The 20,955-nt window shown below is 60.2% G+C and carries 19 protein-coding genes and 1 tRNA gene; 4 read left to right on the top strand and 16 right to left on the bottom strand.

Annotation, left to right across the window (positions count from 1 at the left end; all coding sequences use genetic code 11):
• Positions 1-2: 2 nt before the first annotated feature.
• From glf to I2C21_RS14755, 5 genes are all read right to left on the bottom strand, one after another.
• Positions 3-1,169, bottom strand: coding sequence for a UDP-galactopyranose mutase (glf, locus tag I2C21_RS14775; protein WP_195279630.1), 1,167 nt, complete (start codon positions 1,167-1,169; stop codon positions 3-5).
• Positions 1,170-1,313: 144 nt separating this feature from the next.
• On the bottom strand, positions 1,314-1,886 hold the full coding sequence (locus I2C21_RS14770; RefSeq protein WP_195279629.1) for an inorganic diphosphatase: 573 nt from the start codon (positions 1,884-1,886) through the stop codon (positions 1,314-1,316).
• Between the two features lie 237 nt (positions 1,887-2,123).
• Positions 2,124-2,633, bottom strand: a complete 510-nt coding sequence (locus I2C21_RS14765; RefSeq protein ID WP_195279628.1) for a cob(I)yrinic acid a,c-diamide adenosyltransferase — start codon at positions 2,631-2,633, stop codon at positions 2,124-2,126.
• Positions 2,630-3,370: a nitroreductase family protein gene (locus I2C21_RS14760; RefSeq protein ID WP_195279627.1), complete on the bottom strand. Its 741-nt coding sequence runs from the start codon at positions 3,368-3,370 to the stop codon at positions 2,630-2,632. The genes I2C21_RS14765 and I2C21_RS14760 overlap by 4 nt, the downstream gene beginning before the upstream one ends.
• 152 nt (positions 3,371-3,522) lie before the next feature.
• Entirely contained in the window at positions 3,523-4,134 is a 612-nt protein-coding gene (locus I2C21_RS14755; protein WP_101691024.1) for a TetR/AcrR family transcriptional regulator, read from the bottom strand.
• Between the two features lie 102 nt (positions 4,135-4,236).
• Here I2C21_RS14755 and I2C21_RS14750 point away from each other — a divergent pair, with 102 nt between their 5' ends.
• Both I2C21_RS14750 and I2C21_RS14745 read left to right on the top strand, forming a co-directional pair.
• A complete protein-coding gene (locus I2C21_RS14750; protein ID WP_195279626.1) occupies positions 4,237-5,136 on the top strand; it encodes a DegV family protein in 900 nt (299 codons plus the stop codon).
• A 127-nt stretch (positions 5,137-5,263) separates the two neighbouring features.
• Positions 5,264-5,944: a peptidoglycan recognition protein family protein gene (locus tag I2C21_RS14745; RefSeq protein ID WP_195279625.1), complete on the top strand. Its 681-nt coding sequence runs from the start codon at positions 5,264-5,266 to the stop codon at positions 5,942-5,944.
• Positions 5,945-6,033: 89 nt separating this feature from the next.
• Here I2C21_RS14745 and I2C21_RS14740 read toward each other — a convergent pair whose 3' ends face one another.
• The 10 genes from I2C21_RS14740 to rlmB all read right to left on the bottom strand — a co-directional run bounded on the left by I2C21_RS14740 (position 6,034) and on the right by rlmB (position 17,016).
• Positions 6,034-6,474 (bottom strand): Hsp20/alpha crystallin family protein, encoded by a 441-nt coding sequence (locus I2C21_RS14740; protein WP_101691021.1) that lies wholly within the window; start codon positions 6,472-6,474, stop codon positions 6,034-6,036.
• A 283-nt stretch (positions 6,475-6,757) separates the two neighbouring features.
• Positions 6,758-6,853, bottom strand: a tRNA-Sec gene (locus I2C21_RS14735).
• A gap of 106 nt (positions 6,854-6,959) precedes the next feature.
• Entirely contained in the window at positions 6,960-8,864 is a 1,905-nt protein-coding gene (gene selB, locus I2C21_RS14730; RefSeq protein ID WP_195279624.1) for a selenocysteine-specific translation elongation factor, read from the bottom strand.
• 15 nt (positions 8,865-8,879) lie between these two features.
• Complete coding sequence (selA, locus tag I2C21_RS14725) at positions 8,880-10,274, bottom strand: L-seryl-tRNA(Sec) selenium transferase (protein ID WP_195279623.1); 1,395 nt, start codon at positions 10,272-10,274, stop codon at positions 8,880-8,882.
• Between the two features lie 236 nt (positions 10,275-10,510).
• A complete protein-coding gene (locus I2C21_RS14720) occupies positions 10,511-10,759 on the bottom strand; it encodes a hypothetical protein (RefSeq protein ID WP_101691018.1) in 249 nt (82 codons plus the stop codon).
• A gap of 275 nt (positions 10,760-11,034) precedes the next feature.
• Positions 11,035-11,238, bottom strand: a complete 204-nt coding sequence (locus I2C21_RS14715; RefSeq protein ID WP_286167316.1) for a hypothetical protein — start codon at positions 11,236-11,238, stop codon at positions 11,035-11,037.
• A gap of 158 nt (positions 11,239-11,396) precedes the next feature.
• On the bottom strand, positions 11,397-13,322 hold the full coding sequence (htpG, locus tag I2C21_RS14710; protein ID WP_101691016.1) for a molecular chaperone HtpG: 1,926 nt from the start codon (positions 13,320-13,322) through the stop codon (positions 11,397-11,399).
• A gap of 142 nt (positions 13,323-13,464) precedes the next feature.
• Positions 13,465-13,764 carry a DUF6506 family protein gene (locus I2C21_RS14705; RefSeq protein ID WP_101691015.1) on the bottom strand — a complete coding sequence of 100 codons (300 nt, stop codon included), beginning with the start codon at positions 13,762-13,764 and terminating at the stop codon, positions 13,465-13,467.
• 36 nt (positions 13,765-13,800) lie between these two features.
• Positions 13,801-16,182, bottom strand: a complete 2,382-nt coding sequence (locus I2C21_RS14700) for a hypothetical protein (RefSeq protein ID WP_195279622.1) — start codon at positions 16,180-16,182, stop codon at positions 13,801-13,803.
• Positions 16,183-16,233: 51 nt separating this feature from the next.
• Positions 16,234-17,016 carry a 23S rRNA (guanosine(2251)-2'-O)-methyltransferase RlmB gene (rlmB, locus tag I2C21_RS14695; protein ID WP_101691013.1) on the bottom strand — a complete coding sequence of 261 codons (783 nt, stop codon included), beginning with the start codon at positions 17,014-17,016 and terminating at the stop codon, positions 16,234-16,236.
• Positions 17,017-17,319: 303 nt separating this feature from the next.
• Here rlmB and ftsH point away from each other — a divergent pair, with 303 nt between their 5' ends.
• The gene (ftsH, locus tag I2C21_RS14690; RefSeq protein ID WP_101691095.1) at positions 17,320-19,419 is read left to right on the top strand and encodes an ATP-dependent zinc metalloprotease FtsH; all 2,100 of its coding nucleotides are present in this window, start codon (positions 17,320-17,322) and stop codon (positions 19,417-19,419) included.
• 115 nt (positions 19,420-19,534) lie between these two features.
• Positions 19,535-19,861: a putative heavy metal-binding protein gene (locus I2C21_RS14685; RefSeq protein WP_101691012.1), complete on the top strand. Its 327-nt coding sequence runs from the start codon at positions 19,535-19,537 to the stop codon at positions 19,859-19,861.
• A gap of 43 nt (positions 19,862-19,904) precedes the next feature.
• Here the strand turns inward: I2C21_RS14685 and I2C21_RS14680 are convergent, their stop codons facing one another.
• Positions 19,905-20,765, bottom strand: a complete 861-nt coding sequence (locus I2C21_RS14680; RefSeq protein ID WP_353654824.1) for a DMT family transporter — start codon at positions 20,763-20,765, stop codon at positions 19,905-19,907.
• Between the last annotated feature and the right edge of the window lie 190 nt (positions 20,766-20,955).

Here is a 20,955-nt window from a genome sequence, read left to right as displayed (position 1 = left end):
GCTCAGGCTCCCTTCTCTGCCAGCGTGTCGCACAGCTCCAGAGCCCGGGCCACGATGGCGTCCATATTGTAATATTTATACTCTGCCAGCCGTCCCAGCAGATAGAGGTTTCCATACCGCGCCGCCAGCGCCTGATAGCGGGCATAGAGGGCATTGTTCTCCGGGTTGATGATGGCATAGTAGGGGGTCTCCTCGGGCGCGCCCGTGTAGGCGTGGGAGATCTCCTTGGCAATGGTGGTACACTCCGGCTTGACCTGCCCGGTGAGGTACTTGAACTCTGTGATGCGGGTCCACTCCTCACTGACGGTATAGTTCACCGTTCCGTGGGACTGCCAGAACTCCACCGGGTAGTTCTCAAAGCGGAACTCCAGCGTCCGGTAGGGAAGCCGTCCAAACCGGCAGGCAAAGAGCTCATCCACCGCGCCGGTATAGATGACCGGGCCGGTAAAGGGCACGCCGTCCAGGGTCACGCCGTCCTCGCCCAGGGTGAGGCGCTCCCGGGCATCCACCCCCAGCTCCACGGTGATGCCGGGGTGATCCAGCAGGCGCTCGAAGAGGGGGGTGTAGCCCTCCAGAGGCATCCCCTGCCAGGGGTCCTGGAAATACCGGTCGTCCCGGGAGAGGAAGACCGGCACCCGGGCCGTGGTGTTGGGATCGATCTCCTCGGGAGACTGGTCCCACTGCTTCATGGTATAGTGGAGAAAGACGTTTTCGTAGACATAGTCGGCCAAGGCCGCCACATCGGGGTCGGCATTGCGGCGCAGCTCCAGAATGGTGACCTTCTTCTCCGCGCCATAGGCGGCGATGAGCTTCTCCTCCAGTGCGGCGGCCTTTTCCCGGCCAAAAGCCAGTTCCAGGCTGGTCAGGTTGAAGGGAACGGGCATCTCGGCCCCGTAAACATTGGCCACCACCCGGTGCTGGTAGTCCCTCCACTGGGTAAAGCGGGAGAGATAGTCAAAGACCCGCTTGTTGGCTGTATGGAAGATATGGGGGCCATACTGGTGGATGAGCACTCCGTGCTCATCGGGCAGGTCATAGGCGTTGCCGCCGATATGGCCGCGCCGCTCCAGCACCAGCACCCGCTTTCCGGCCCGCTCGGCCAGTTCCCGCGCCGCCACCGCGCCTGCAAAGCCGGCGCCAATAACCAGGCAGTCGTATGTATTCTGCATCGGTGTGCACCTCACATCTCGATCTCGATCGTTTTTCCTTCCTAATTCGCTACCAGACCAGTTTATCACACGCGGAGGGCAAAGGGAACGAAAAAAGGATTAAGATTTTTTTAAACTGCACGGGCTGCTCCCGCGCAGGGCCACTCAGCGGTTGGAGCTGTTCTGGCTTCCCCGGGGTGCGGCACCGCCCAGGAAGCTGTCCGAGTAGTGGTCCATGGCCCGCCGGATGACCTCAATGGCAGCGGCCCGGTCGTTGACGTCACCGGCCACCGTCTCCTTGCCCTCCAGGGCCTTGTAGACCGTGAAGAAGTGGGCCATCTCGTCAAAGATGTGACCGGGCAGGTCCATCAGATCATGGAAGGTATTGTAGGTGGGATCGGCAAAGGGGATGGCCACGATCTTCTCGTCGTTCTTGCCTCCGTCCAGCATGGAGATATAGCCGATGGGATAGCACCGCACCAGCGTCAAGGGGTCCATCTCCTCGGAGCAGAGGACCAGTACGTCCAGCGGGTCTCCGTCGTCGCCGTAGGTACGCGGAATAAAACCGTAGTTGGCGGGGTAGTGGGTGGAGGTGTGAAGGACTCGGTCCAGAATGATGAGACCGGTCTCCTTGTCCAGTTCGTACTTCTTTTTGCTGCCCTTGGGAATCTCGATCACCGCCACAAAATCGTCGGGCTGGATGCGGCTGGGGCTGATATCATGCCAGATATTCGACATATGGTTTCACTCCTTAATCCTGCGTGGGCGACTGGCGCCCGTTCTGTAACATTATATCGGTCCCGATCGGGAAATACAAGAACGCAAATAAAGAAAATGTATAAAAATCGCGCTTACTTTTTGCCTTTTTACAGGATATGCCTCTTTTTTGTGTGCATGTTCAAAAGAAGCGCTCCATCGCCGGGAAGGGCTCGTGTAATGTGTCCAATCGCCCCAGTTTACTTTTTGGCGGAAAAATCACCACTCCACGCCCTCCCGGGCGGGAAGCCCGGCGTCAAAGGGGTGCTTGTGCTTTTTCATCTCAGTGATATAGGCCGCCCGTTCCTCCAGCTCCGGCGGGGGATTGCGCCCGGTGATGACCACCTCCAGCGCTTCCGGGCAGGCGTCCAGCTGCTCCAGCACCCAGGGCAGCTCCAGCATTCCGGTGGAAAGGGCGGCACACAGCTCGTCCAGCACCAACAGATCCACTTTGCTGCTGCGGGCAAAGGCCTGCGCCGCGATGTCCTTCTGGCGCACCGCCTCGGCGGCCTTTTCCTCCGGCGTCATGAAGAAGGTAAATTTCATCTCCTCCGGAATGGGAAGCAGCTCCACGCCCGGCAGGTTGGCCAGGATCTCCCGCTCCCCGCTCTTGCCGCTTTTCAGGAACTGGGCCACCGCCACCCGGCGGCCATGCCCCACTGCACGCACCGTCAGGCCCATGGCGGCGGTGGTTTTCCCCTTTCCGTCTCCGCAATAAATATGGATCATACCGGCTCCTCCTCTTCCAGATCCCGCAGGTAGGCCTGCACGGACCGATTCATTTCCCGGGCAAAGCCCGAGTCGTACTTGCGCCGGTGAAAGGCCTGCATCCAGCTGCAAAATTCCTCTCCTCCGGTCCGCCCGTCAAAAATCCGGCGCAGCTCCTCCCCGTCCATCCGGCGATAGGTGTTGCTGTGGACCACATGCTCCATGGCCGCCCGCTCCGGCTTGGGCCGATCCTTCTGCTGCTGGGTAGGATAGCCCAGGACCAACATCACAGCGGGAAAGACCCAGGGCGGCAGATGGAGCAGCTCCCGATGGGCTTCATGCTGCTCCATAATATCTCCGATATAGCAGGATCCCAGTCCAAGGCTCTCCGCTGCCGTCACCGCGTTCTGTGCGGCGATGGCCGCATCTTCCACCGCCAGCATCAGATCACCCGGTCCTGGGCGGCGCGGGCTGCACCCGGCCTCCACATAGGCGTCAAACCACTTGCGGCAATCGGCACAGAACACGAGGACCACCGGTGCCTTGGCGATGAAAGGCTGATGGTCGCAGGTCTCGGCCAGGGTATCCTTGATGCTCTGGTCGGTGATATCTAGAATGGTATAGAGCTGCTGGTTTCCGGCGGTCGGGGCCTGGACCGCCGCCTCCAATACGGCCCGCTTTTCCGCTTCCCCCACCGACTGATCTGTAAAGACCCGGACCGACTTGCGCCGGTGCAGTCTCTCCAAAATCTCGTTCATCGGGTGTCCCTCCTGTTCTCAGGCCTTCCCGGTACGCAGACACTGCGTACTCCGATACGGCCTCAGTTTCCTCTATTCTATCCAACTTTCTGTCCCTTGTATAGTCCACCGCAACAAAAAAGAGCCCCAGGAAACCCTGCGGCTCTCGGCGGTCAATTGTTCCCTTTCTCTTCTTCTCCCTGGAAAACTCCCTGAAAAAAGAGATAGTCCTGCTCCAGTTTGGGGTATAATGGATAGCTTCCCTGGTGCAGAATCCAGTCGATGACCACACCGCGAAAGTGGCGGAACAAAAAGTCGGCCACCCACTCTGCGGCAAGTCCTCCCGGGAGCTCGCCCGACTGCTTCGCCTCCACCAGGCACTCCCGCATGGCCCGGAAGGTAAAGCGGCTGGAGTCAATGGAGCGGCCGTCCGGCCGGTTCAGCCGCTGCTGATAGTAGCGTCCCACCAGCTCCCAGCCCATATTCTCCATAAAGGCGGCATACCCCGAGAGAATAAACCACAATCTCCGCCCAGGAGGCTCCTCCCGGTGTTCCTCCAGCAGTTCCTCCATATAGGTATCCAGCGGAGCAAAGCCCCGCAGCAGCATCTCTTCCTTGGACTTGAAATGGTGGTAAAAAGCCCCCGTGGTGATCCCCGCCTCCCGGCAGATATCCCGTACCGAGACCTTGTCAAACTGATTGCGGCGCAGGAGTTCCACCGCCGCGCGCAGGATGGCCTGCTCTGTCCGCTTGGCCTGTTCCCGGCGCCGCTGGCTATAATCCATAGATGGTCCCTCCTTTTTTCTTGACACCGGCCCGCAAGCACCGTATAATACTCACATAACAACGTTATGTGAGTATTATAGAGTAGGATGATGAACTTGTCAATGAACGACGTCTGTTTCGACCGCAATCCTCAGAAGATCGCCCTGCTTACCGACTCCTGCGCCGATCTGAGCGCGGCGCAGCGGGCAGGAACCCCTATCTTTGTCCTTCCCCTGAAGATCCGCTGCCGGGACGGGGAATTTTCCGACGGCGTGGACATCTTTGCCTCCGATATCTATGCACGCCAGGCCGCCGGTGAACTGCCTCAGACCTCCCTCCCCGATGGGGGCTCGGTCAAGGATACCCTGGACCACATTGCCGCGCTGGGCTATGAGAAAGTCATTGCCATCCACCTCTCCTCCGGTCTCTCGGGCACCTATAATATGGTGCGCCTCCAGGGGCTCGCCCGGGAGGATCTGGAGGTGGCCGTCTTTGACTCCCTCAGCGGCAGCCTGGGAATCGGGATTACACTGCTCCAGGTATGGGAGGACATCCAGGCCGGGATGACTTGGGACAAGCTGGTGGAACAGCGTGTGCCCGCGCTGATCCGGAACACCTATCCCTATTTTTCCGTGGACACCCTGGAGTATCTCCAGAAGGGTGGGCGCATCGGAAAGATCACCGCTCTGGCCGGGACCATGCTCAACATCAAGCCTCTGGTGGGATTTGCCGCGGACGGCCAGCTCTCCAGTGTGGCCAAGGTCCGGGGACGTAAGGCCGTCCAGGGAAAGCTCTTGGAACTTCTTTCCGCCCGGGCGGCCGAACAGGGACAGGGCCGGCGCTATAATCTGGCGGTGGCCAATGGCGGCGCGCCGGAGGAGATGGCGCAGCTGCGGCAGACCATTGCCGCTGCTCTGCCGGAACATCTGCACTTCTGGCAGGGGGAGATGGACGCCACACTCAGCGTCTATATTGGCTCCGGCGTGTTGGGGGCCTGTATTCAGTTTTTGGATGAAGAATAAGTTCTAGTGTGTGGGCGGAGTCTGAATCAGACCCCGCCCACACACTGCTTTTTTATGAAATTGTAAAGACCTTTGCCGAAAAAACTGTTATAATGGTATCCATCAAACGGCGAAGGAGAGAGTGGATATGGCACAGCAGCGGGGCGGAAAACGGTTGGCTTCCCGGGAAAAACAGCGGGTGCGGAGGGGAAATCCGTTCGTTCTGCCCTCCATCCTGGGCGTGATCGTGCTGGTGCTGCTCGGGATCAAGCTGGCTCTGCCCCAGTTTCTGTCCTCCGCTCCCACCCCGCCCGACTGGGTCACAAAGGAGCTTTTGGAGGTCAATCCCTTCTCCCGTCCCGGCACCAAGCTGGAGGAGGTCACTGGTATCGTCGTCCACTATGTGGGCAATCCAGGCACGACGGCCGAGCAGAACCGGAGCTTTTTTGCAGGACTTGCCCAGCAGGAGCCCGCAGCCGAGGGGGAACCGGATTCCAATACTTATGCCAGCAGTCACTTTCTGATCGGGCTGGACGGCGAGATCATCCAGTGCATCCCTCTGGATGAGTGGTCTTACTGCACCAGCCAGCGCAACAAGGACACCATCTCCATCGAGTGCTGCCACCCGGATGAGGAAGGCGCCTTTACAGAGGCCACCTATCAGTCCCTCCTGAAGCTGGTCCACTGGCTTCAGGAAGAATTTCACCTGAGCACCGATCAGGTCATCCGTCACTATGACGTGACGGGCAAGGAATGTCCCCGCTACTATGTGGAGCACCCGGAGCAGTGGGAGCAGTTCAAGGCCGATCTGGACCAGATGCAGGACTGAGTCCCCTGCTAAAATGGGGCGTTACCCGACCAAGACCATAAAAAATATCCACCGGACCAGCTGGTCCGGTGGATATTTTTTTGATTTGGTCACTCAATGGCAATGCGGTTGGGGTTATCCACCGCCTGCTCTTCCACCTTGGGAACGGACAGCTTCAAAATACCGTCCTCATACTTGGCATGGACCTCTTCCGGCTTCACGTCACCCACATAGAAGCTCCGGGAGCAGGCGCCGCTGTAACGCTCCTGGCGGATATAGCGTCCCTCCTCATCCTTCTGCTCCTTGTTGAGGCCCTTGGACGCGCTGACGGTCAGATAACCGTCCCGCAGCTCCAGATTGACCTCATCCTTTTGGAAGCCGGGCAGATCGATATCCACCTCATAGCTGTGATCCAGCTCCCGGACATCGGTCTTCATCAGGTTCTTGGCGTGCTTGCCGTAGAGCGGATCATGTCCGCCAAAGAAATTCTTGTGGATCGAATCACCAAAGAAATCATCAAACAGATTTTCACCAAACAGACTGGGCAACATATGTCATTCCTCCATTTCACAGCTCATATCTGTGCCCGCCGGGGAGATCTTTTCTCTCCCTCCTTAGTACATGTCTATCATAGTCCCAAGTTTTAGCACTGTCAATATGAGAGTGCTAATGTTTACAAAGTGTTCATGATATATAGCAAGAAAAGACATATTTCCAGCTCATTCTATGCCGTCTTGTACTCTATTATCAGAAAAGAAGTACAATATGGAATCAATTTTTGTCCGGAAGCCGGATAAAAAACCGCCCGCGCTCGAAAGAGCGCGGGCGGTCTTCTGGCGGGGACAGGTAAGAATCGAACTCACCAAGGCGGGAACGCCGCCCTCTACGGTTTTGAAGACCGCGGGGCTCACCAGATACCCTTCTATCCCCATGTTACTGCACGGCTTTATTGATAAAACCGATATACAGTAACTCTTATTATAACAGTATCGAATGCTTTCGTCAACTATTTGAGCGTATTTTCCCGAAAAATATCCTATACTTTTTTCAAAAGTACCCGTACATCGCCATTTTTCCGGGTCACGCCCTCGCTGTCCCAGAACTCCAGCAGCGCCAGCGCATACTTGCGGGAGATGCCCAGGGCATCCCGGAACTCGGCCAGGAGCAGCTCCGGCTTCCGGGCAAAGAGGTCATAGAGTCCCTGAAGGGCCTTCTCGTAAAAATCCTTCCGCAGCACGATCTGTGCGTTGAGGGCCACCAGCTCCCCGTCGTAGAAGAGGCGCTGGACCACCTGGCGGGCGCCGTCCTGCTTCTTTCCAAAGGAGGCGAGCACATCGTCCAGATTCTCCGGAGCCAGGGCGGCCTTGCCGTACAGGTCCAGGATCTGGTCCCGCAGTCCGGTGTAGAAGGAATTCCACACCACCTGGAAGTCAGGCAGGGCAATGGTGGGACCCTCGATCCGCAGGCCGCGGTGCTCGGCATAGTAGTCGATGAGCGCATCGATGGCGGTGGGAGAGGCGGTGGGCAGGAGTTTTCCGCGGAACTCTCCCCGGTTCATGCCGGGCTGGAGCGGCTGGGCCTTGTGATAGGCGCTCAGGAGCTTGACTGCCTTTTCCCACAGGGCCTCGATGGTATCGTGGTCCACATAGCGGCCGCCCAGCTCCACCACACGGCCCTCTTCCATGAGTTGGGCCAGGGACTCGCTCAGTTCGGCCTCGGTGAGACCGGCCGCCTTGGCCAAGTCGTGCTTCTTGGGCATGGCGGACCCGGCCTGACGGAGGGCCTCCATCACCTGCTTCTCGGAGGAGCCCGAGGCGCGGGCAGCCAGTCCCTCCAGCACGGCGGGATCGTTGCGCTTATGCCGGCCGGGATCGGCGTTCAGGATCACACCGCCGCCCACCGTCACCATGGGAGAGAAGAAGCGCACCACATAGTGGTCGCCATTCTTCACCGCCACATCTTCCTGGAAGCGGAGCTGGGCAAAGCCGGTCTCGCCGGGCTCCAGGGTATCCTTTCCCAGCACCACGCACTTACACACCAGCTCCCGGCTGCCGTGGTGGAAGTGGAGCTGGGAGTCGTTTTTGATGGCATAGGGCGCGTCTTTGAGCATGGTGAGCTGTACGTCCATCTGGCGGGAGAGGACCATGGAGCCAGGCTTGGCCACGGTGTCGCCCCGCTTGATATCCGCCTTGTCAATGCCCGAGAGGTTGACCGCCACGCGCATGCCGGCGCTGGCCCGCTCCTCCGCCTTGTCATGGTTCTGAAGGCCCCGGATGCGGGCCTTTTTCTCACTGGGGTAGATGCAGACCTCCTCCCCCAGCTGCATGGAGCCCTCCAGCAGGGTACCGGTGACCACCGTGCCGAAGCCGTCCACCGAGAACACCCGGTCCACGGGAAGGCGGAAGGGCCGGTCCTGGTTGCGCTGTTCCGCTCCCTCCACCAGCTTGACAATGAGCTCTTTCAGCTCCTCAATGCCCTGTCCGGTGTAGGAGGACACCGCCAGGATGGGAGCGTCCTGGAGGAAGGTGCCCTGGACGGTCTCCCGGGCCTCCTCCTCGATGGCCTCCAGCCACTCCTCATCCACCATGTCGGCCTTGGTGACCACGATGATGCCGTTCTGCACCCCCAGCAGGGAGAGGATGCCCAGGTGCTCGCGGGTCTGGGGCATAAAGCCCTCGTCGGCCGCAATGACCATCAGGACCACATCCATGCCCGCGGCGCCCACCAGCATGTTGCGGATGAACTTCTCATGTCCGGGCACGTCGATGATGCTGGCGGTCTGGCCGTTGGGCAGCGTGAGCTGGGCAAAGCCAATCTCAATGGTGATGCCCCGCTTCTGTTCCTCTTTCAGCCGGTCGGTGTCCACGCCGGTCAGGGCCCGGGTCAGACAGGTCTTGCCGTGGTCCACATGGCCGGCGGTGCCGATGATGATATGCTTCATAGCCGTGGCGCTCCTTTAGTTCAAGATCGTGTCCAGAGCCCGGATGATCTCCGCCCAGTCGGCGTCGGTCAGGGTGCGGACATCCAGCAGATACTGATTGCGGCTTACCCGTCCCACAATGGGAGTCTCCCAGGCCCGGAGGGCCTCCTCCAGCGCGGAGACCGTGAGGGAGACCGGCGAGAGCTCCACCACCCAGGTAGGCAGGGGCACGCCGGGCAGGCTTCCGCCCCCCACCTCGCCGTTGTCCGGCGCGGCGGAGAAGACACATTTCCCCGCAAAGCGGGCAGAGAGCTCCTCCGCCCGGGCGCGTGCCTTGGACTCCAGGGTCTCCGGCCGCGCCCCCAGCATGGCCAGGGTGGGAATGCTCCGGCCGGCCAGCGCATGATCCCGGTAGGTGCGCAGGGTGGCCTCCAGTGCCGCCAGCGTCAGCTTGTCAATGCGCACCACCCGGGCAAACTGATCCTTCTTCATGGCCTGGATATAGGGGGCCCGGCCAATGGCGATGCCCGCCTGGGGCCCGCCCAGCAGCTTGTCGCCGGAGAAGCAGATCACATCGGCACCGGCGCGCACGCTCTCCTCCACCGTGGGGCCCTCGGGGACGCCCAGAGCAGGGTCGTCATAGAGGGCGCCGCTGCCCAGATCGTGGAAGACAGGCACGCCCTTCTCCCGGCCCAGGGCGACCAGATCGGCAATGGAGACCTCCTCGGTAAAGCCAATGAGCTTGAAGTTGCTGGTGTGGACCTTCAGGAGGATCTCAGCCCCCTGCTCTTCAATGGCGCGGCGGTAATCGGAGAGATGGGTCTTGTTGGTGGTACCCACCTCCACCAGCTGTGCCCCGCTGCGGGCCATGATCTCCGGCACCCGGAAGGAACCGCCGATCTCCACCAGTTCTCCCCGGGAGATCGCCACTTTTTTCCCAGCCGCCAGGGCCGAGAGCATGAGGAATACCGCCGCGGCGTTGTTGTTGACCGCCAGAGCGGCCTCCGACCCGGTCAGGGAGCAAATAAGCGGCTCAATGTGGGAAAAGCGGCTGCCGCGGCGCCCGGAATCGATGTCATATTCCAGGTTGGAATATCCCCGGGCCGCCTCATAGACCGCCCGGGCCGCCTCCTCGCCCAGAGGGGCGCGGCCCAGGTTTGTATGCAGCACCACGCCGGTACCGTTGATGACGGCGCGCAGGTGGGGACGGCAGGACGCCCGGGCCCGGGCCGTAGTCTGGGCAGCCAGGGTGTCCAGGTCGGGCAGGACCTCCACCGTTCCATCCAGGATCCCGCGGCGCAGCTCCTCCAGGGCGGTTCTGGCCGCCTCTTTCAGTGCATAGTAAGGCAGCTCCTCCTGGGCGGACGCAATGGCCGGATGGGCCAGAAGCACGTCCATTTTGGGGAGCTGCTGCAACAGCTGTCGATTCATCGAGGGGAAAACCTCCAGTCACAGACGAAGGATCATATCCATTCGTAAAGTAACGCTATTATACATGATTTTCAGAGGCGAAACAAGGCGCAGCGCGCTTTTTCCCGCCCGGGTCCTTCCCTGTCTGGCCGCGCTCTCCCGCTGATCGGACTATTTTGATTTTTGATTCCTGCAAAAATAAAAATAGCCAATGGGAACATGGTCCCATTGGCTTTAACATCCGGATATACGCACCCTTAGCGAACCGCCGCCGCGCAGGATTGCTTTCTGAGATCCATCTCGATCATGCGGATCACATAGAGAGAGTCGGTGATGACCTTGAGGGGCTGGGAAAAATCCAGGGCAAACAGTCCGATGAAGGACCGGGCATCCACCTTGATGGTCTCCTCCTGATTGGAGAGATAGACTTCTTTATCCGCCATGCTGGCAATGCGCTGGAGCGCAGAGATCTCAGAAATGGAGTTAAATTTCTTTTCGATGACCATACGTCATACCTCCTTTTCGCCTACGAGTATATCACGGCGTATTTTTGCACGCAATGGCATACTTATATAAAAACAAAACCCTTTTATAGGCCGTATACAAGCATTTTTTCATATTACAGCCTCTATACTCCGCTAGTTAATTTATAAATCCCCCATTGCAATCCACAGAGTCACGACTCTTTCCCTCTCCCAATGAAATTAGTCAGGATATAAAAACTCCGCGCCGCAATGCGGCGCGGAGTTCACATGCCATTTTTGTGCTGCACTCGGTCCGATTACCAGTGCTCCAGCTGCTCCTGAAGCCACTGAGAGTCTGTGACGATCTCCACCGGCTGGGAAAAATCCAGCGCATAGATCCCCATGGGAGATTTTGCATTCAGGGCGATTTCTCCGTCAAGAGAACGGATGGTGACCGCCTCAGATACGGAAAGCGCCAGTTCACGAAGTCGCTGGATCTCCTCCCGGGAGGAGAAAGTCATGGTTATAACCATCGGTCATGCCCCCTGTCAGTAATACCGTTGCTCTTCTTTTATTATACTACATAGTACATACTTTGAAAAGAGACGAGCTCTCTTCATCCAACGGTTTTGTCGTCCTTACAGCGGCATGATTTTGTGCATTTACGCCAGAGGCTCTCTTACTTCATCAGGGAACAGACCAGCTCGGTGTAACGGGTGGTATCCTCGATGGGGAGGCCGGCAATGAGCAGGGCCTGATGGTAGAGGAGCTCTGCATAGACCTTGGCCTTCTCCTGGTCACTCTCCATGGCCTCCCGAAGGGCGGCAAAGGCCCCCGAATCGGGATTGAGCTCCAGCACCCGCTGAGCCTTCATGTTGTCGGCGTGGTCCGGGTCCACCCGGCGGAAGTACTTCTCCATCTCCAGCGTGACCGGACCGTCGGCCGTCATGCACACCGCGCCGGTCTTGAGGATCTTGGAGATGCGGGCCTCCTTGATCTTGTCGCCCAGGGTCTCCTTCACGAAGTCCAGTACGTCCTTGTTTTCCTCCGCCTTCTTCTCGGCCTGGGCCTTCTCCTCCTCGCTCTCCGGGAGGGCATCGCTGTCGCTGACCGACTTGAAGGCCTTGCCGTCCAGCTCGCCCAGCAGGTTCATGACGAACTCGTCGGGCTCGTCGGTGAGGTAGAGGATCTCATAGCCCTTGTCCCGGATGCGCTCGGTCTGGGGCAGCTGGGCGATCTTCTCCACGCTCTCGCCGGCGGCGAAGTAGATAAACTTCTGATCCTCTGCCATGCGGGACTGGTACTCGGCCAGGGTGACCATCTTGCCCTCCTTGGAGGACCAGAAGAGGAGCAGATCCTTCAGCAGCTCCTTATGGGCGCCGTAGTCGGCCAGGATGCCGTACTTGATCTGCATGCCGAAGGCCTTCCAGAACTGCTCGTACTTCTCCCTCTCGTCCTTCTGGAGCTTGAGGAGCTCAGCCTTGATCTTCTTCTCCAGATTGCCCGCGATCACCTTGAGCTGCCGGGTATGCTGGAGCATCTCGCGGGAGATATTCAGGGAGAAGTCCTGAGAGTCCACCACGCCCTTGACAAAGCGGAAGTGGTCGGGCAGCAGGTCGGCGCACTGATCCATGATGAGCACGCCCGAGGAGTAGAGCTGCAGGCCCTTCTGATAGTCCCGGGAGTAGAAATCAAAGGGAGCATGGGCCGGGATATAGAGCATGGCCTTATACTCCACCGCGCCCTCAGCGGAGACATGGACCACCCGCAGGGGATCCTCCCAGTCGCCGTACTTCTCCTTATAGAACTGGTTGTACTCCTCCTCCTTGACCTCGCTCTTGGGCCGCTGCCACAGGGGAACCATGGAGTTGAGGGTCTGCCACTCGTCATAGTCCTCCCACTCGGGCTTATAGTCCTCACCGGCGTCCTCCGGACGGGGCTTCTGGCGTGATTTGTGCATGAGCATGACGATGGGGTAGTGGATATAGTCCGAATACTTCTTCACCAGGTCGCTGAGGCGGTACTGCTCCAGATATTCGTCGTAGTGGTCGTCCTCCGTGTTGGCTTTGATGTGGAGTACGATGTCGGTGCCCACCGTATCCTTCTCGCAGGGCTCCATGGTGTAGCCGTCCTTGCCGTCGGAGGTCCAGCGCCAGGCCTCCTCGCTGCCGTAGGCACGGGAGGTCACCGTCACCTCATCGGCCACCATAAAGGCGGAGTAGAAGCCCACGCCGAACTGACCGATGATGTCCACATCGCTCTTGCCCTTGCCCTCGTCCTTGGCCGCCATGTCCTGCTTGAACTGGAGGGAGCCGCTCTTGGCAATGGTGCCCAGATTCTGCTCCAGCTCCTCCTTGGTCATGCCGATGCCGTTGTCCGAGATGGTGAGGGTCCGCTTGATCTGATCCGGAGTCAGGGTGATCTTGAAGTCGGAGCGGTTCAGACCCACCTGGTCGTCGGTGAGGGCCTTGTAGGCCAGCTTGTCCACCGCGTCGCTGGCGTTGGAGATGAGCTCCCGGAGGAAGATCTCCTTGTGGGTATAAATGGAGTTGATCATCAGATCCAACAGCCGCTGTGATTCGGCCTGAAAGGCTTTCTTTTCCATGGTATATACGCCTCCATATGAAACATAAATCGTAAACAAAATAGGGTTAGCACTCTTTCCTGTAGAGTGCTAACCCTATGATAGCCCTTCCCGCCCCACTTTGCAAGGGGGTTTCCAGAATGTTTACAATTTCTCCTGGCGGTCACTCCGACCAGAATTTCAGCGTAGCCTCCAGCTGATCCGGGGGACAGACCACATAGCAGACGGTGAGCCGGTGCCCTGCCGCGTCGTACATCTTCCGGGCCAGCTCTTCTCCAAAGGCGCCGCACACCTCGATGGTGCCGAACCCCGCGTCGGCCAGCTCCACCGCCTTGGCCACCGCCTCCTCCGGATTGCGCACCGTGAGGATGTGGGTCTCGGTGGCGGAGGTGTCCAGCCGGGCATGGTCGGTCTCCGGGTTATGAAGCTCGTTCATAATCATCATCGCGTATTTCTTTTTCATGCCGTCCATCTCCTTTTTCTGTCTTCCGCTCCCGCTCTAATAGCGGTTTACCCAGTTGGAAATGAGAATGGTGGGCACCAGCCACATGCCCAAAAAGACCAGCAGATTAAAGGGAGTCAGCGAGTCATACGCCGCCATAAAGGTGAGGTAAAAGGCGAGCAGCACGCCCACACAGGACCCCAGACAGGCCAGCGCCGTGGAGATCCGCACCGCCAGGCGCAGACGTTTCCCGCCCACGGCGGCCTCGGTAAAGGGTCCCACCCCCTCCCGGCAGAGCACGGCGGTGAGCAGCTCACTGTGGCTCTGCCGCTGGGAGGAGAGCTCCACCCGCCGCTCCACCGCCGGGAACTCCATCTTGTCCGCCGGCAGCTTGAAGCGCTGGCGGAGCATGGCGGGGATGATATTAAAGTCCCGTGTGGCCAGCACCGGGGAGATCCGGTTGCTGATCAGGGCGCTGATGGCGGGCTCCACTGTGCCATGCAGGGTGTATTTCAGGGCAAACAGCCCGGCCAATTCCCCGTCAATGGCGCAGAATACCGCGTTTTTCACGTTCAGTCCCTGGGGCAGAGGCACCTCCATCAAATGCATGAAGGAGGCCGAACCCACCAGCACCACTTCGTTCCGGATGAGGGCGGATACACCGCCCCCCTCGTAGCAGCAGAAATCCTGGCTGCGGCGGTAGATGGCCCCCTGACTGCGGAGCAGATCGTGGAAGATCTTGTCCAGTCCACAGCCGGTATCCCGGATGAGCGTGGCAGTCACACCCACCACTTTCTCTACCGGAAAATCCCCAAAGATTTTGATCCCGTTCAGGGAGACCGTCCCGGGCGGGAAGAGGTCCTGATCGGTCAGCAGGATCCCCGCGCTTCCGCTGGTCCCGGTGATCCCGTCCCAGCCGGCCAGAGCGGCTCCGCTTTTCGCCAGACGCAGGGAGAGGGAGCGCCACGGGATGCCGTAGCAAAGCGTCGAAGAGAACGACGCCCCTGCGCTCAGGGTGGCCGAAAGACACCAGAGGATATCCTCCGGCCGCCGCCTGCCAATGGAGGCCAGCACCGAAAAGAGCAGACAGGCTAGGAGAATGAGGGGGGCCATAATATGGTAGATGCGCTGGGCCCCGTCGGTAGCCTGGATCTGGCGGCCAAAGCCTACCGGCTCCCCCGACCATTTCGCATAGGCGTCCCGCCCATTCCACTTATTCTCATCCAGGGTGACCAGATAGGGCTCCGAAGCGGAGGCCGCTGTGCGGCAGGCCACCCGCAGTCCCTTGCGCTTACAGTAATATCCGTACAGATTGAAGCCGAGGGCCAGGGCCGCAATGGCACAATAGGGCTGGCGCTGGGGGCTCCCCTCCATCAGCGGCATGGTCAGCGCATCCGCCAGGGCGGCGGCACAGGCCAGGGCCATCACGCTGTCCAGCTCTACGTGCAGGATGAGCAGATGGTACAGTCCGCGCCCCAGCGCATCGATCCCCAACAGCATGGCCGCGCCCAGCAGCGCGGCCTGGGCGTAGAGCTGAAGGGTGTGGTTCCCCTCCAGGGTCCCGGGCATGGGTGCGTTCACCGCCTGGCCCACCGACAAATAGAGCAGGGGCACACACAGCAGAAAGAGCAGGACGATGCGCAGCTTGAGGACCCCCATCCCCCGGTTATAGCGCCGGAACAGCTCCTGGGGCGGCGTGTCCGGGATGGGCGGCGGGGGACGGCGCTTCCGTCGGGGCGGGCGCTCCTCCTCCGGTTCCTCCACATCCACGCCCGGGATGTACCGCTCTGCCCGGCGGACCTCGGGAGCTTCCTCGCTCCCCTCTTCCTCAAACATGTGGTCCGCGTAGGCATCCGCCTGCTTCTTCAGCTTTCGGAACCGGCCCAGCAGTCCCTTCTCCTCCCCACCCGGGAAGGGAACGACTTTCTCCTTCTTCTGGGGCTGGGCCGGAGCCGACTCCTTCCCTTCCGGGGTGGGCGGCTCGGGTTCGGGCTCGGGTTCTCCGGCCTTCTCCGCGTTCCGCGCCGGCTCAGGCTTCTGCGCAAGGCGGCGGCCGCCGGAGGGAGCTTTTGGTTTCGGTGCCTTGGATTCCGGAGGCTTCGGTTCTGAAGACTTGGGTTCTGGAGGGGCCGGCTCAGGTGTCTGCTCCTGCGGTGGGGCCGGCTCCTCCACAGCGTCCTGCTTCTTCTCCTCCGCGGTGGAATGGCCTGGGAAGGTCAGCAGATGGCCCCGGGCCCGCTTTCCCCCGCGCCCTCCGCGGGGCGGAGTGGGGTCGGCCGGCTCCGGCTCTTCCCGGTCCCGGTACTGGTCCAGGGGGATCGGGGTCCGCGCATCCGGTTCCTTCTGTGACTCCTGTCCGTACTCCGCCAGAATGTCCTCCAGAGAAAATTCCAGCTCAGGTTCTTCGGTATGGAACTTGTCGTCGTTATCCTTCGACATGATCTTCTCCTGATTATGTTGAAATAGCTTCCGCGCCCCGCGCGGGAGGTCTTACATCCGCTGGCGCACCGCCTCGTAGAGCAGGATGGCAGCAGCGGCGCTGGCGTTGAGGGAGTTGAGCTTCCCCTTCATGGGGATGCGCACCTTGAAATCACAGGTCTCGGCCACCAGCCGTCCCATGCCGTCCCCCTCGCTGCCGATGACGATGGCAGCCGGTCCCTTCAGGTCAGCCTCATAGAGCAGGCGGTCCCCGTCGGCTGCCGTGCCAAAGACCCAGATTCCCTCGTCCTTGAGCTCCTTGAGCAGGGCGGGCAGATTGGGCACCCGGGCCACCGGCACATGGCTCACCGCCCCGGCGGAGGTCTTGGCCACGATGGCGGTCAGACCGGCCGAGCGGCGCTTGGGAATGATGACGCCGTGGGCGCCGGCACACTCGGCGGTGCGGATGACCGCACCCAGATTGTGGGGGTCTGAGAGTTCGTCACACACCACGATCAGGGGAGGCTCCCCCTTCTCGCGGGCGGCGTTCAAAATATCCTCCACGCTGGCATACTCCCGCACGGCGGCCAAGGCAATCACCCCCTGGTGGGAGTGGGTGCGGCTCATGTTGTCCAGCTTCCGGCGGTCGGCCTCTACCACCACCACGCCCTTACCGCGGGCGGTCGAGGCAATGTGCCCCAGGGCTGCGTCAGTCTCGCCCCGGGCAATATAGATTTTATCAATGGCGGTTCCGGAGCGCAGCGCCTCAATGACTGCGTTGCGGCCTTCAATAATGCCGTCCGCTCCCGCTTCCAGGGTATCTTCCCGGCGTTTTCCGGTCTTGTTCTCCTTCATGGATGTGTCTCCTCATTCATTTGATTCATAGAGCAGTATACCACATTCCCCCCTCCGGAAAAAGGGAAAGTTGCAAACTCTTCGCTGCCCTTTCCGCCTCCAAGGGCTTCTTTCACAGAATGTTTACACCTTTCGACACCCCCCTTCCTTGTATTAACGAATCTTTTGTGTTATAAATAGATAAGTCTAAAGAAAACAGGACCGATTTCTCTGATTCAGGTCTACTCTTCATGTAAGGAGGGCACTCATTTGAAGCCCGATAAACAACGAAACACCGGCTCAAACAATAACAAGCGCAATCTAATGGGCATTGCGTCCATTCTGTTATGGGCCCTGGTGGTCACCATTCTGGTGAACTACTTCCTGTCCATGTCCAATCAGGCCAATTCCACCCTGATTCAATACAGCGAGTTTTTGAATCTGGTGGAGGAGGACAAGGTCTACGCCGTCTCCATGACCAGCAACAAGTTTACCATCTACCTCAAGGAAGATGTGGCTGCCGTTGGTCTGGACCCGAATGCCACCCCCGCGCTCCCCTCTGCGGCATCGCAAAACGACAGTCAGCTCTTTTCCAGCATCCTGGCCGGTGAGGAGAGCGCCCCCAGTGTGGAGCAGCAGCTCTCCAAGGCCCGCAGCTATTACTGTGCTCCTCTCAACGACTCCAGCCTGCTTACCCTTTTGCGGGAGCACAATGTCCGCTTCGGTACCCCCTACCAGCCGGAGCTCTCCCCTGTGGTGAGCTTCCTGGTCTCCTGGCTGCTGCCCATGGTCATCATGGTGGCCCTCTTCTCCTTCCTGTTCCGCAGCATGGCGGGCAAGATGGGCGGCGGTCTGGGCGGCGTCGGCAAGGCCAATGCCAAGGTCTATGTGGAGAAAAAGACCGGCGTCACCTTCAAAGATGTGGCCGGTCAGGATGAGGCCAAGGAGTCCCTGGTGGAGATCATCGACTTCCTGCACAATCCCCAGAAATACACCGAGATCGGCGCCAAGCTGCCCAAGGGCGCCCTGCTGGTGGGCCCTCCCGGTACCGGTAAGACACTGCTGGCCAAGGCCGTGGCCGGTGAGGCCAACGTTCCCTTCTTCTCCATCAGCGGCTCCGACTTCGTGGAGATGTTTGTGGGCGTAGGCGCCTCCCGTGTCCGTGACCTCTTCAAGGAGGCCAACAAGATGGCCCCCTGCATCGTCTTTATCGACGAGATCGACACCATTGGTAAGTCCCGCGACAACCGCATGGGCGGCAATGACGAGCGGGAGCAGACCCTCAACCAGCTGCTGGCTGAGATGGACGGCTTCGACCCCACCAAGGGCGTCATTCTGCTGGCCGCCACCAACCGGCCCGAGGTGCTGGACCAGGCCCTTCTGCGTCCCGGCCGCTTTGACCGGCGCATCACCGTGGACCGGCCCAACCTGGCCGGACGTCTGGCTACGCTTCAGGTCCACACCCGCAACATCCGTCTGGCGGAGGACGTGGATCTGAACAAGATCGCCCTGGCCACTGCCGGCGCGGTGGGCGCGGACCTGGCTAACCTGGTCAACGAGGCTGCCCTCCGGGCGGTCCGTCTGGGCCGCCGGGCGGTCAACCAGAACGACCTGCTGGCCGCTTTTGAGCTGGTCATCGCCGGTGCGGAGAAGAAAAACTCCGTCCTCTCTGAGTTTGAGAAGAAGCTGGTAGCCTACCATGAGGTGGGTCATGCCATGGTCTCCTTCAAGCAGAAGAACACCACCCCGGTGCAGAAGATCACCATCGTTCCCCATACCCAGGGCGCGCTGGGCTACACCCTGCACCTCCCCGAGGAGGATAAGAACCTCCAGACCCGGGATGAGCTGCTTGCGGAGATCGCCACTTACATGGGCGGCCGTGCCGCGGAAGAAGTGGTCCTCCACACCATGACCAACGGCGCTGCCCAGGATATCCAGCAGGCCACCAGCCTGGCCCGCAACATGGTGGCCCTCTACGGTATGAGCGACAAGTTTGGCATGATGGCTCTGGCCTCCCGCCGCAACCAGTATCTGGACGGCGGCTACGGCATCGACTGCGCCCAGGACACCGCCGCCGACATTGATAAGGACGTCATGTCCATCCTCCACAGCGCCTACGAAAAGGCAGTCAATATCATCCAGGAGAACCAGGAGGATATGGACAAAGTGGTGGATTACCTTCTCAAGAAGGAGACCATCACCGGCGAGGAGATGATGGCCATTCTGGAGGGCCGGGACCCCGCCACCGCCGACAACTACGGCGCCCGTCCCGAGCCCCAGGACCGCTCCATTGAGCCCCCCGCCCGCAACATTCACATGACCAGCGAGCCGGTCCTTCCGCCTCAGCCGCCCCAGGACACCACACCGGAGGATGAGGCGCCCGCCCCCTCTTCGGAGGACGATTCTCCCGCTGGGGAGTCCTGATCCCGCTTTCCGCATCTCTTGACGCGTGTTCTGTGGTATGATATGCTCCCATCAGGGGCGGCAGGTTCCTGCCGCCCCTGTTTTTTCGAAAAACAAAATAGTAGGAGGGAGCTCTATGATCATTACCACGACCCCTCAGATCGAGGGACACCGCATCTGCGCCTATCACGGCATCGTCTTTGGCGAGGTGGTCTCCGGCGTGGATTTCATCAAGGATTTCGGCGCGGGACTGCGCAATTTCTTCGGCGGACGCAGTGAGGGCTATGAAGAGGAGCTCCAGCGTGCCCGGGAAGAGGCGCTCCATGAGATGAGCCAGCGGGCCGCTCAGATGGGCGCCAACGCGGTAGTTGGTGTGGACATCGACTACGAGATCCTCGGCTCCGGGAACAACATGATGATGGTCTCTGCCTCCGGCACCGCAGTGACCATCGAGCCGGTATAAAGCAAAACAGCCGCTGGAACACAGTGTGTTCCAGCGGCTGTTTTTATCGTTCCGTATAGGTATAGAGCAGTACTCCCGCCAGGACCATGCCTCCGCTGATCCATTCGGCCGGGTCCGGAATCTCTCCGAACAGGATCCCCGCCAGGACGGCGGCAAAGACCGGCTCACAGAGCTTGGCTGCCGACACATAGGCGGGAGAGAGCTCCCGCAGGCACCAGCTGAACAGGCTGTGTCCCATCAGCGTGCAGAATACCGCCAGGCCCAGACCAATGAGCCACTCCCGGGGCGGCCAGCCCCAGACCGCCGTCCCGGTGACCCCGTCCAGCACCAAGAGGGTGATCAGACAGGCCGTATAGGTGAGGGCGGTATAGACGGTGGTGGAGAGGTGCTCCCGCTGATATCTGCCAATCAGGGTGTATGCCGCCACCGCCGCAGCTCCCGCCAGGGCCAGTCCGTTCCCCCCTACTGTTCCTCCGGAGCCGCCCCCTGCAAAGGCCAGCACCGTACTGCCTGCCACCGCAAGGGCAATGGCACCCCACCCCAGCCGGGAGATCCGTCCGCCAAAGAGCAGCGCAAAGCCCAGGGCCACAAAAATAACCTCTGTGCTCACCAGTGCAGTGGAACTGGCCACGCTGGTCCATTTCAGGGACTCAAACCAGAGTGCAAAGTGAAGGGCCAGACACACACCGCTCAGGGCACACAGCCCCACGTCCCGCCGGGTAACCCGTTTCCACTCCGCTCCCCCCCGGAGCAGGGCGGCAGGCAGAAGCAGAAGTACCGTCCAGCCCAGGCGGTAGGTGGCGGTCACCAGCGAGGGGGCCTGTGAATACCGCACCAAAATGGCCGAAACAGCCGTCCCCAGCACACCCAACAATAAAATTCCTTTTGCCCGGCTCCGTCCCACCCGCATCCCCTCCTTTTTGCAGTCCGCTCTATCCTACCAACTCCGACCGAAAAAGGCAAGCATCCAATCAAAAACCCGCCTCCGGACATGTCCGGAGGCGGGTTTATTATTCCATTACTTGGAGGCCTTCAGGGCCTTGATGGACTCGATGAGCATGGGGGTGACCTTGAAGAGGTCGCCGGTGATGCCG

The organism is Clostridium sp. J1101437_171009_A5, from assembly GCF_015547905.1.
Lineage (GTDB): Bacteria > Bacillota > Clostridia > Oscillospirales > Oscillospiraceae > Pseudoflavonifractor_A > Pseudoflavonifractor_A gallinarum.
Note: the sequence above shows the minus strand (reverse complement) of the source record. Positions and strands in the feature narration are given on the sequence as shown.